Raw genomic sequence first — 10,192 nt, 5'->3', positions numbered from 1 at the left:
AAATAGAATTTTAATTTATAGCAATTTAACAAAAATAAAAATTCCTTCAGCATAAAGCTGAAGGAACAAAAACATTATTTATTTTTTTATTTTTCTCCACCAACACCAGTTGACAAAGAACCATTTTAATCCCATTTTTTTTCTATTCTTTTTAAAAATAATAATATACCCCTTTGTTCTTCTATACTGAAATCTTTTAGTATGGAAGAGACTTCACTGTCGATTTTTTTGTGGTAATTTTTGTGATCCTTGTAGGCAATGTTTCCTTTGTCAGTTAATCTTATAAATTCTCTAGATTTATTATCCACGTCAATTGTTTTATATAAATATCCTTTTTCTTCTAATTTTTTTACTGACTGGGAAACAGCTCCCTTTGTGATTTTATTTTCATTTGCAATTTGAGAAACATAAGTAGTATTATTATTTCCTATAAACTCAATTAAATGTATATCTGAAAATGATAATTTATAGTCTGTTTGAAAATATCTTGCTTTTCCATCGTAATTTCTAAATGCAGAAATTACATCTAATAATTTCCTAGAAATTTTTTTATAAAGTGTACAATTCATATATGTGTATACCTCCTAAACTCTTTTCTATAAAATAACTCTTTTTAGACTAAAAGTCAAATTAAAATTTTAAAATAAAAAAAGACTAGCTTTAAAGCTAGTCCTTAGAAAATATTTTTAATTGTATATATTATTACATTAGATTTTCAATGAATTTTTCAACATCTTTCATACTTTCAGTAGGTTCAAAACGTTTTATAACATTTCCTTCTCTATCTGCAACAAATTTTGTAAAGTTCCATTTAATCTCAGCGTTATTTTTATAATCTTTATCTATTTTCTTAAGCATTAAACCCATTGCAAGTGCTTGAGGTCCATTACCAAAACCGTTAAATCCTTGTTCTTTTTTTAGATATTTATATAGAGGTAGAGCTTCTTCACCGTTAACATTGGATTTTTTCATTTGAGGAAATTCAGTTCCAAAATTTAAAGTACAGAATTTATGAATTTCTTCATCAGTTCCAGGTGCTTGACCTGCAAATTGATTACATGGAATATCAATTATTTCTAATCCCTTTTCATGAAATTTTTCATAGATTTCTTGAAGGTCCTTGTATTGAGGTGTGAATCCACAACCTGTAGCAGTATTAATTATCATTAAAACTTTTCCTTTGTATTTTTCAAGAGAAACATCTTCGCCTTTTACATTAATAACATTGAAATCATAAATATTCATTTTATCACTCCTTCTTTTATAAATCCTATACACAAAATTTTATTAAATTTATTTAAAAAACGTAATATCTTCTACATCTAACCTTACAGATTCAAATGGAGTATAGTCTGCTTTTCCAATAGCAATAATTATAACAGGGACATATCTTTTTGGGTCAAGTCCAAAGGCTTCTGCTATTTGATCTTCTTCAAATCCACCTATAGGATTTGTATCATATCCATGGGATCTTGCAATTAGCATAAGTTGCATGGCTGAAAGACTTGAATCAATTTTTACAATATCATTCATTTTTTCCTTCGGTGCATTTTTATATGCAGGCATAAATAAATCCATTAATTCTTTTTTTACAGTTTCAGGCATAAAACCATTTTCAACAGCTTTACTGTAAATTTTATCTGCATTTTTATAGCATTTCATATCTCCAAAAATAATAATCATAGCTGACGAAGTATCATTTTGGTTTGTATTAAATCTAATTAAAGGACGAAGTTTTTCTTTTCCTTCTTCTGATTCAACTACCACAAATCTCCAAGGTTGCATATTAACTGATGAAGGAGCCTTTGTTGCTTCTTCTATCATTTCAAGGATTTCATCATGACTTATTTTTACATCCTTGTGAAAGCTTTTAATAGAATGTCTGTTAAAAACTATGTCTTTAAAATCATTATTTTTCACTTTTATCCTCCTTGTGTCTATTAAATTAAATGTTTATTATAATTTCTTTTCTATTTCTTCAAGTATTTCCATAAGTTTTTCAATTTCCTCAGTTTTAAAAGGAACAGGAAGTTCATATAGATTTTCATTTTGTTTTTCTCTACATTTGGTAAGCTCAGTTCTTGCAAAACATGTAAGGGAAACAATTATCTCTCTCACATTTTCTTTATTTCTATTTCTTTTAACATAACCTTTATCTTCTAAAATTTTAAGATGTCTTGTTATAGCTGCAGGATCAATTTTAAGATAAGTTGCTATTTCCATTTGGGAACTATCTCCCTTATCTTTAAGATACATTAAAATCTTGTATCTTGTAATACTAAACCCTGTGCTTTTCTCAAATTCTTTTGTAAGTTTTTGTTCAACACTTCTTAATTTTAGAAGCATATTGCTAAATACTTTTAATTTCATATTTTCAAATCCTTCAATTCTTTAGTCATCCAATTTGAATCTTTAAAAACTGATCTACCTATACCAACAAGGTCACATACATTTCTATTAAGAATGTCTATAATATCTGTGCCTTTTTTTATTCCCCCTGTTAAAATAACAGGAATATTTACACTTTGAAAAATAGGTTTAGAGACCACATCAAAATATCCTGGCCTTGTGTCTTCTATAGTATAAAAACACATTCCCCCAGAGATATCTAAAACATCAATCCCTGCTTTTTCAAATTCCTTTCCAGCAATTACAGAATCTTCCTTTGAAAGTCCACCTTCCATAAAATCCCCTGCTCCCATTCTTAAAAATATAGGATAATTTTTTCCAAGTTTTTCTCTGATTCCTTTGATAATATCAATATGTAACTTTATTCTAGCATAAATATCTCCACCATACTCATCTTTTCTTTTATTAGTAAGGGGAGATAAAAATTGATCCAATAAATATCCATGGGCACAGTGCAATTCAACAGCATCAAAGCCTGCTAATTTTCCTCTCACTGCAGAATCTATAAATTTATTTTTTATATCTTCTATTTGAGATACACTGAGTTCAATTGGAAGATCAGTATTTTTATTTCCTGGATGTAAAATACAAGAAGGAGCAACAGGACTCATACCTATAACATCTTTCTTTCCAGCACTTCCTGCATGGGATATTTGCAATACTGCTAAAGCATTATTATTTTTAATAACCTTTGCTAGTTTACTCATACCCTCAATATTTGAATCATTTGATATTGAACATTGACTTTTATGAGCCTTACCTCTTTTATCAACATAACTATGTTCAACAATAACTGCTGAAAAAAGTTTACATGAAGTTTTATCTTTGTAATAGTCTAAACTTTCCTTTGTAATATGTCCATTGTCATCAGCCTTTGCTGTTGCCATTGGAGGCATTACTAATCTATTTTTAAATTCTATATTCTTTGATATAACATGATCTTTAATATTCATAGGGACCCTCCTTTTCAATTGACTAATCAATTATTGATAGGTCAATTGTAATCCCTAGTGTAAATTTTGTCAATAAAATTATTATATAAACAAAAATTCCTTGACTTTGTAGATGGGCAGTCATAGAATAGTTTTATAGGGAATAATATAAATGAAAGAACTTCAAAACAATTGATTTTAATAAAACTAGGCTAATATTAAGAAAAACATTTTAGAAAAGGAGTGGATGAAATGGATGAAAAAATATACGATGTAATAGTAATCGGTGGTGGACCAGCAGGTTTATCTGCAGCTTTATATGCTTCTAGATCAAAATTATCAACTTTAATATTGGAAAAGGAAAAAATGGGGGAACAAATAGTAACTACTAAAGAGGTAGCCAATTATCCTGGATCTTTGTTTGAAACTGGGAAGATGGAAACATCTGGACCAAAATTAATAGGAAGAATGATAGAACAAGCAGAACATTTTGGAGCTAAAAGAGTAATGAAAGGTGTTGCAGATGTTGATTTTACAGGGGATATAAAGAAAATAATAACTGAGGATGGAACTAAGTTTTTAAGTAAAACTGTGGTAATAGCAACAGGTGCTTATCCAAGAAAATTAGGAACTCCTGGAGAAAAAAAATTAATAGGAAAGGGAGTATCATATTGTGCCACTTGTGATGCAGACTTTTTTGAGGATTTAGAAGTATTTTGTATTGGTGCTGGATATGCAGCAGCAGAAGAGGCTATATACTTAACAAAATTTGCTAAAAAAGTAACTATTGTAGCTAGAGAACCTGCATTTACCTGTGCTCAATCAATAGTTGATAAAGTAATGGCAAATCCAAAAATAGAAGTTAAGTTTAATAGTGAAGTAATAGATATGAGAGGTGACGGAATCTTAGAGGAAGCTACTTTTAGAAATAATATTACTGGGGAAACTTGGGACTTTATTCCTGATAAAGAAGTGGGAACCTTTGGAATATTTGTCTTTGTTGGATATGTACCAGCAACTGATTTATTTAAAGGTCATGTTAAAATAGATAAGAGGGGATATATACCAACTGAAGAATTAATGAATACAAATATCCCTGGAGTATATGCAGCAGGGGATTTAAGACCTAAAGATCTAAGACAAGTAATCACAGCTACATCTGATGGTGCAGTGGCTGCAACAGCTATTGAAAAATATCTAGCACATTTAGATGTAAAAACACCAGAAAAAGATAATAAATAAAATAAAATATTTGAAAGCTTATTAAAATTAGAGGAGGAATACAATGTTAAAATTAGAAAAGGATACATTTAATGAAGAAGTACTAGAAGGTAAAGGATTAATATTAGTAGATTTCTGGAGCAATAAATGTGAAGTTTGTAAAGCATTATTACCTCATATAGAAGAGTTGTCAAAGAAATATGGAGATAAGATTAAATTTACAAAGTTAGATGTAGTTGGAGCTATGACAATTGCTAGAAAACAAAAAGTTTTAGGAGTGCCAACTGTATCCATATATAAGGATGGAGTAAAAATAGCAGAAGCAGCAAAGGAAGATGCCACAAAAGAAAATGTAGAAAAAATTATAAAAGAAGTTCTATAGAAAAATTAATATTATCCAAGTGAATTATTAATAAAATAAATCAGATAAAAAGGAGAATAATAATGAGTGAAAATGAAAAAAAAGTAATAACAAATAAAAGTTTAAAAGCAGCATTAAAAGAAGCAAATGAAATGAGAAAGGGTCAAATACCTCCTGAAATTTTAGTTGAAATGAAAAAAGCAACTGAAGATTTAAAAGCATTTAACTTTAAAGAAAAAACATTACAAATAGGAGATACATTTCCAGAAGCAACTTTACTTAACTATAAGGGAGAAGCAACTTCTCTTAAAGGAGCATTAGATGGAAAACCTGCTATTATTAGTTTCTATAGAGGAACTTGGTGTCCTTATTGTAATCTTGAACTTGCATACTATAGTGAATTATTAGGAGAAAAAGAAAATAAAGGTGTAAGAATGTTTGCAATATCTCCAGAAAAACCAGATGTTACAATAGAAAAGACAGATCCTAAAAGCTTGAATTTTACTATTTGCAGTGATGTGGATAATAAATTAGCAAAAAAATTAAACTTAGTATTTGGATTACCTGAAAAAATACAAGCTATATACAAGAAGTTTGGAATTGATGTAGATAATTCCCAAGGAAATACAAAAAAAGAACTACCAATTCCAGCAACATTTATTGTGGATGGAGATGGAAAAGTAACATATGTGGATTTAGATGAAGATTATACAACTAGGCCAGATGCACAAGAGGTAGTTACAGAATACAAAAAATTAATATAAGAATATATTATTAGGAGAAAATATGAATAAAAAAATAACTATCTACAGCAAGTACAATTGTCCTTATTGTACTAGAGCTAAGATGCTACTTGAATCAAAAAAAATGAAATATACTGAAATAAATATCCAAGATCATCCTGAAGAAAGAGAAAATATGATTAGAAAATCAAATGGTGGGAAAACTTTTCCCCAAATAATAATTGGAGATCTACATGTAGGTGGATGTGATGATTTATATGAACTTGATAGATCAAAAAAATTAGATTCTATTCTAGGTCTAACTTCTGAAAAGGTTGAGACGAAACACCATAAATTAGTAATTATTGGTTCTGGTCCTGCTGGATATACTGCAGGAATATATGCAGGTCGTGCTAATTTACAACCAGTTTTATTCACAGGAAAAGAAAAGGGAGGACAGTTAACAACAACAACTGACATAGAAAACTTTCCTGGATTTCCTGAAGGGATAAATGGAATGGATCTTATGCTTTCCATGGAAAAACAGGCAAAAAAATTTGGAACTGAATTTATATTTGGAGAGATAACAAAAATAGATTTAAAGAAAAGACCATTTACAATATATGTTGGGGATAAAGTTCATACTTCTGAAGCCGTTATTATAGCCACTGGAGCCACTGCTAGATACTTAGGTATTCCTAGTGAGGAAGAATATAGAGGTAAAGGAGTGTCTGCTTGTGCCACTTGTGATGGATTTTTCTTTAAAGGTAAAGATGTTGCAATAGTTGGTGGAGGAGATACTGCTATGGAAGAAGCAAGTTATCTAGCTAATTTATGTAATAAAGTATATTTAATTCATCGTCGTGATACTTTTAGGGCTAGTCAAGCTATGCAAGATAGGGTGAAAAAGAATCCTAAGATTGAAATAATATACAGCAGTACTGTGGAAGAAATTATTGGAGATAAGGTAGAAGTAAAAGAATTAAAACTTAAGAGTACTGTGGATAAAAGCATTTCTACAATTAATGTAGCTGGATTATTTATAGCTATAGGACACACTCCTAATACAGGATTTTTAAAGGGACAATTACCATTGGATGAAAAGGGTTACCTACAAGTAATTGATAATACATGTAAAACAAAGATTCCAGGTGTGTTTGCCTGTGGTGATATTGTTGACTCTGATTATAGGCAAGCAATAACTGCTGCAGGAAGTGGATGTAAAGCTGCCATTGATGCTGAACGTTGGTTGGATACAATTAAAACAAAATAGATACAAAAGATATTATACAAAAAAAGAAAACCTATATGTTACAAGGTTTTCTTTTTTTTATTATTAAAGTTTAGGGTAGGAAACTCTCAAGTTTGACTAGAACAAAAGAGTTAACAAATTAAAATGTTTTGTACAAAGAAATAGTATCATAATTAACTTTGAAAGTCAAACTATTTGATAAATATTTTCTATCATTTCTTGACATTATTTGTACCACTTTATTTTAAGTACAAAGAATCTATAGGGGAAAAAGAAATTTATGACCCGTTTTCTGTACATCTCTTTGAAAGTGAAATTTTATCAACTTCTAATTTTAAAATATTTGATAATGATCTAAAAAGTTTTAATGGAATTATTTCTAGAACAATAATTATAGATAATATTTTAAAAGAAGAATTCAAAAAAAATGATTATGATTTTGTAGCTAATATTGGATGTGGACTGGATTTTAGAAATAGAAGATTGAGTATTAAATTGCCTTGGTATAATGTTGATTTACCAGAAGTAATTGAATACAGAAATAAAATTGTGGATCGAACAGCTTCTGAATTTAATATTCCAGGTAATATTTTAGATCCAAAATTTATATCTTCCTTCCCTCAAGGAAAGGGAATCTTTATATTTGAAGGAATATTGATGTTTTTTACTAAAGACCAAGTTTATTGGATTTTAAAAAAAATAGCATCTAATTTTCCTGACTCTTTAATTATCTTAGAAGTTTGCCCTGAACAAATTATAAACATAAAAAATATGAATGAATCAATACAAGCTCTTGGAGAAAACATACTCTTTAAATGGGGAAATAACGATCCACATAAAATTGAAAATGAGATAGAGAATTTAGTGTATGAAAATGGTTTTAAAATAATGGATGCATTGAAAAACCGTTGGAGTTTTTTAAAGACTCCAACAGATGAAGAAATGAATATTTTTAATAATTTTAGAATTAATAAATATAAAATAAAAATTTAATATTACAAAAAAAGAAAACCTTTAAATTAAAAGGTTTTCTTTTTTTATAAATCGATGTCGAGGTCGAATTCCCCAAAATTTGTGGAACCTTAGGGTTAATGCAATGTGAAAGATGTGTTACAAAATAATAGTATCACAATTAGATTTGAAAGTCAAACTATTTGATTGATGTTTTTATTTTTTATAGATGCTTCTTTAAAGTATCTCCATATGTAAGACATTTTTTGTCATCACCATTATTCCAAAATGCATAGAAATTATTATCTAATTATATCTAATTATATCTAATAAATCTATAAATGTATAAATTTTATTTCTTTTCTTATCATCTGTAAATATTTTATTACTTAATAATAATTTATTTATATTTGTTTTTGAAGCACTGTAACTAATATTCATTGATTCGCTAACTTGTTTAATTGAAAAGATAGGATTTTTAAATATAGTATCTATAAATTCAGTTTTAACATTATTTTCTTTTGCAAACTTTTTCATTTCATCATAAAGAGTTTCAACTCTTTTTAATTTGTCTATATTTTTATTTGCCTGGTTGACTACTGACTGTAAGAAGAAAACTATCCAATCTTCCCATTTAGGAGTTTCAGTTCTTAAATTATTTAATAAAGTATAATATTTTAATTTGTTCTTTTCTAATTCTTCACTAACAAAGAATGTAGGTTTATTAATAATGCCTTTGTCTAGTAAGTAAAGCATAATTAAAACTCTTCCTAGTCTTCCATTACCGTCTAAGAATGGATGAATACTCTCAAATTGAGCATGTATAACTGCTATTTTTATAATTGGATCAATATCATCAGCTATTTCATCATTAATATATTTTTCTAAATTAGATATGTATTTTTCTACCATATCAGGAGAAGGTGGAATATATGTAGCATCTTCTATTCTGTTATTTCTTCCAATCCAATTTTGAACTTGTCTAAAAGAACCAGGAGAACGATCTTTCCCTCTTCCATCTTTAAGTATTTCTTCATGAAGTCTTAATATTAATCTTGTTGAAATAGGGAGTGTCTTTAATAGGTTAACTCCTAAATCTAAAGTATGCATATAGTTTATAACTTCCATAACATTTAAAGAATATTTCTTAGTAACTTCAGATTCCATAACTTCATCAAAAGTTGCTTGTGTACCTTCTATTTTTGTAGATTGAACTGATTCATTTAAAGAAAATAAATACATTAAATTTTCAGAAATGAAACTTTTTTCTAATAAAATAGAAAATTTAGTTAGTTTAATTCTAGCTTCTATTGCTTTTTTGTATAGTCTAATTAGAATCTCATTACTTAATTCTAGTGGTAATAAACCAGGACTAAATGGATTTTTCATATAAAATCTCTCCTTTTATTATTTTTTAATTTATTTAAAAACTCTTAAAACTATTATACAACTTTTTATTGTTTTTTACAACTAAAAAAAATAATAAAAAAGAAAAAATGTGTTAGTTGCAAATAGCATAATTTTAATAGATGAAAAAATAAAAAAGGAAATGTTGATTAAATATAGAATAATTTATTGATTAATTTTACAAAAAATATTAGAAAAGAAGGTTATAAGATTATGTGGAAAAAATATATTATAAAAATAATTACAATTATAGGATCATTTTTATTAGGAGCAGTTTTAAGAGAAGGGCTAAGTTCTAGAATAATTACAGAAAAATTTTTAGAAAAAGATATGATTACAAATATAAATTATATTTATACTTTTGGAATCAAGGAAATTATAACAGTGTTAATATTTACAGGATTAGTTTATGTATGCTTTTATATAAAGTATATTGAAAGTAAGGTTTCTTTATCAGAAATAAATAAAACATTTTTTAAAATATTGTATATAGAATTAATAATATTTGCATTTACAACAGGAACTTGTTTAGGGAATATTTTAGATAAAGGAGTTATACTTTTAATGCTTGGAATAATAGTTTTAGTTTTAGAAGTCATATTTTCTATAGAAGAATCTTATAATCTAGAAGCAGAAGAAGATGGAAACAGAAAAGAATTATATGAAAGTAGAGAGGACTTATTAGAAAGGTTGAAAACCTATTTGTTTAATATGGATGCTGTAGCAATAACAGGAGCATGGGGAATAGGAAAAACAGTTTTTCTTAATGAGTTTTTTTATAGAGATGAAAATGCTGAAAAAAACATGAAAAAATATATATAGATGTATCTATTTTCACTGAAAATAAAAGAATTATAGAAAAGATAGAGAGAGAGTTAAATAATATATTTGAAAAGCACGGTATTTTAAAAATAAAAGATAAATTATTAAATGGACT

The 10,192-nt window shown here is 27.6% G+C and carries 12 protein-coding genes; 6 read left to right on the top strand and 6 right to left on the bottom strand.

Features of this window, described 5'->3' with window-relative positions:
• Nucleotides 1-125 precede the first annotated feature (125 nt).
• The 5 genes from GIL12_RS04810 to GIL12_RS04790 form a co-directional block, all read right to left on the bottom strand.
• Nucleotides 126-569, bottom strand: a complete 444-nt coding sequence (locus tag GIL12_RS04810) for a MarR family winged helix-turn-helix transcriptional regulator (protein ID WP_163469237.1) — start codon at nucleotides 567-569, stop codon at nucleotides 126-128.
• 133 nt (nucleotides 570-702) lie between these two features.
• Nucleotides 703-1,245 carry a glutathione peroxidase gene (locus tag GIL12_RS04805; RefSeq protein ID WP_163469236.1) on the bottom strand — a complete coding sequence of 181 codons (543 nt, stop codon included), beginning with the start codon at nucleotides 1,243-1,245 and terminating at the stop codon, nucleotides 703-705.
• Between the two features lie 48 nt (nucleotides 1,246-1,293).
• Nucleotides 1,294-1,920: a nitroreductase family protein gene (locus tag GIL12_RS04800; protein WP_163469235.1), complete on the bottom strand. Its 627-nt coding sequence runs from the start codon at nucleotides 1,918-1,920 to the stop codon at nucleotides 1,294-1,296.
• A gap of 36 nt (nucleotides 1,921-1,956) precedes the next feature.
• Nucleotides 1,957-2,370 carry a MarR family winged helix-turn-helix transcriptional regulator gene (locus GIL12_RS04795; RefSeq protein ID WP_163469234.1) on the bottom strand — a complete coding sequence of 138 codons (414 nt, stop codon included), beginning with the start codon at nucleotides 2,368-2,370 and terminating at the stop codon, nucleotides 1,957-1,959.
• Nucleotides 2,367-3,362, bottom strand: coding sequence for an NADH:flavin oxidoreductase (locus GIL12_RS04790; protein WP_163469233.1), 996 nt, complete (start codon nucleotides 3,360-3,362; stop codon nucleotides 2,367-2,369). Before GIL12_RS04790 ends, GIL12_RS04795 begins: the two co-directional genes overlap by 4 nt.
• A 231-nt stretch (nucleotides 3,363-3,593) precedes the next feature.
• Between GIL12_RS04790 and GIL12_RS04785 the strand changes: the two genes are divergently transcribed.
• The 5 genes from GIL12_RS04785 (at nucleotide 3,594) to GIL12_RS04765 (ending at nucleotide 7,890) form a co-directional block, all read left to right on the top strand.
• A complete protein-coding gene (locus GIL12_RS04785) occupies nucleotides 3,594-4,583 on the top strand; it encodes an FAD-dependent oxidoreductase (protein ID WP_163469232.1) in 990 nt (329 codons plus the stop codon).
• 43 nt (nucleotides 4,584-4,626) lie between these two features.
• Nucleotides 4,627-4,944: a co-chaperone YbbN gene (locus GIL12_RS04780; RefSeq protein WP_163469231.1), complete on the top strand. Its 318-nt coding sequence runs from the start codon at nucleotides 4,627-4,629 to the stop codon at nucleotides 4,942-4,944.
• 62 nt (nucleotides 4,945-5,006) lie between these two features.
• The gene (locus GIL12_RS04775) at nucleotides 5,007-5,687 is read left to right on the top strand and encodes a peroxiredoxin-like family protein (RefSeq protein ID WP_163469230.1); all 681 of its coding nucleotides are present in this window, start codon (nucleotides 5,007-5,009) and stop codon (nucleotides 5,685-5,687) included.
• Nucleotides 5,688-5,709: 22 nt separating this feature from the next.
• On the top strand, nucleotides 5,710-6,918 hold the full coding sequence (trxB, locus tag GIL12_RS04770; RefSeq protein WP_163469228.1) for a thioredoxin-disulfide reductase: 1,209 nt from the start codon (nucleotides 5,710-5,712) through the stop codon (nucleotides 6,916-6,918).
• Nucleotides 6,919-7,092: 174 nt separating this feature from the next.
• Complete coding sequence (locus GIL12_RS04765) at nucleotides 7,093-7,890, top strand: class I SAM-dependent methyltransferase (protein ID WP_163469226.1); 798 nt, start codon at nucleotides 7,093-7,095, stop codon at nucleotides 7,888-7,890.
• 264 nt (nucleotides 7,891-8,154) lie between these two features.
• Here GIL12_RS04765 and GIL12_RS04760 read toward each other — a convergent pair whose 3' ends face one another.
• Nucleotides 8,155-9,237, bottom strand: coding sequence for a Fic family protein (locus GIL12_RS04760; RefSeq protein WP_163469225.1), 1,083 nt, complete (start codon nucleotides 9,235-9,237; stop codon nucleotides 8,155-8,157).
• Nucleotides 9,238-9,468: 231 nt separating this feature from the next.
• On the opposite strand from GIL12_RS04760, the gene GIL12_RS04755 reads away from it, so the two are divergent.
• On the top strand, nucleotides 9,469-10,077 hold the full coding sequence (locus GIL12_RS04755) for a hypothetical protein (protein ID WP_163469223.1): 609 nt from the start codon (nucleotides 9,469-9,471) through the stop codon (nucleotides 10,075-10,077).
• The last annotated feature ends 115 nt before the right edge of the window (nucleotides 10,078-10,192 follow it).

It is taken from the genome of Fusobacterium sp. IOR10, assembly GCF_010367435.1.
GTDB lineage: Bacteria > Fusobacteriota > Fusobacteriia > Fusobacteriales > Fusobacteriaceae > Fusobacterium_B.
This window is presented reverse-complemented; position numbering and strand designations above follow the sequence as displayed.

Excerpts from the sequence above, each read along its gene's own strand:
- GIL12_RS04810 (WP_163469237.1), bottom strand. The coding sequence starts at position 569 with ATGAATTGTACACTTTATAAAAAAATTTCTAGGAAATTATTAGATGTA.
- GIL12_RS04805 (WP_163469236.1), bottom strand. The coding sequence starts at position 1,245 with ATGAATATTTATGATTTCAATGTTATTAATGTAAAAGGCGAAGATGTT.
- GIL12_RS04795 (WP_163469234.1), bottom strand. The coding sequence starts at position 2,370 with ATGAAATTAAAAGTATTTAGCAATATGCTTCTAAAATTAAGAAGTGTT.
- GIL12_RS04790 (WP_163469233.1), bottom strand. The coding sequence starts at position 3,362 with ATGAATATTAAAGATCATGTTATATCAAAGAATATAGAATTTAAAAAT.
- GIL12_RS04785 (WP_163469232.1), top strand. The coding sequence starts at position 3,594 with ATGGATGAAAAAATATACGATGTAATAGTAATCGGTGGTGGACCAGCA.
- GIL12_RS04780 (WP_163469231.1), top strand. The coding sequence starts at position 4,627 with ATGTTAAAATTAGAAAAGGATACATTTAATGAAGAAGTACTAGAAGGT.
- GIL12_RS04775 (WP_163469230.1), top strand. The coding sequence starts at position 5,007 with ATGAGTGAAAATGAAAAAAAAGTAATAACAAATAAAAGTTTAAAAGCA.
- trxB (WP_163469228.1), top strand. The coding sequence starts at position 5,710 with ATGAATAAAAAAATAACTATCTACAGCAAGTACAATTGTCCTTATTGT.
- GIL12_RS04760 (WP_163469225.1), bottom strand. The coding sequence starts at position 9,237 with ATGAAAAATCCATTTAGTCCTGGTTTATTACCACTAGAATTAAGTAAT.
- GIL12_RS04755 (WP_163469223.1), top strand. The coding sequence starts at position 9,469 with ATGTGGAAAAAATATATTATAAAAATAATTACAATTATAGGATCATTT.